Source organism: Achromobacter sp. ACM01, assembly GCF_014851745.1.
Taxonomy (GTDB): domain Bacteria; phylum Pseudomonadota; class Gammaproteobacteria; order Burkholderiales; family Burkholderiaceae_B; genus Achromobacter; species Achromobacter aegrifaciens.
Genome location: NZ_JACVAF010000021.1, coordinates 1 through 801 on the forward strand (window position 1 = coordinate 1; position 801 = coordinate 801).

At 62.8% G+C, this 801-nt stretch carries 1 protein-coding gene; it reads right to left on the bottom strand.

Annotation, left to right across the window (positions count from 1 at the left end):
- Positions 1-801, bottom strand: an 801-nt coding sequence (locus IB268_RS30870; RefSeq protein WP_192355302.1) for an elongation factor Tu, incomplete at its 5' end; no start/stop codon positions are given.

The window sequence follows — 801 nt, forward strand, 5'->3', positions numbered from 1 at the left end:
TTACTTCAGGATCTTGGCGACGACGCCGGCGCCGACGGTACGACCGCCTTCACGGATGGCGAAACGCAGGCCTTCTTCCATGGCGATGGGGGCCAGCAGCTTGACCGTCATGGCCACGTTGTCGCCCGGCAGAACCATTTCCTTGTCGGCCGGCAGTTCGATCGTGCCCGTCACGTCCGTCGTGCGGAAGTAGAACTGGGGACGATAGCCTTGGAAGAACGGGGTGTGACGGCCGCCTTCTTCCTTGGACAGGATGTACACCTCGGAGGTGAAGTCGGTGTGCGGGGTGATCGAGCCCGGCTTGGCCAGAACTTGGCCGCGCTGGACGTCTTCACGCTTGGTGCCGCGCAGCAGGATGCCCACGTTGTCGCCGGCTTGACCTTGGTCCAGCAGCTTGCGGAACATTTCCACGCCCGTGCAGGTCGTCTTGACCGTCGGAACGATACCGACGATTTCGAGTTCTTCGCCGACCTTGATCACGCCGCGTTCGATACGGCCGGTCACCACGGTGCCGCGACCCGAGATCGAGAACACGTCTTCAACCGGCATCAGGAACGTGCCGTCCACGGCGCGCTCGGGCGTCGGGATGTACGAATCCAGCGCAGCGGCCAGAGCCATGATGGCCTGTTCGCCCAGTTCGCCCTTGTCGCCTTCCAGCGCCAGCTTGGCCGAACCCTTCACGATCGGGGTGTCGTCGCCCGGGAAGTCGTACTTCGACAGCAGTTCGCGGACTTCCATTTCCACCAGCTCGAGCAGCTCGGCGTCGTCAACCATGTCAGCCTTGTTCAGGAAGACGATGAT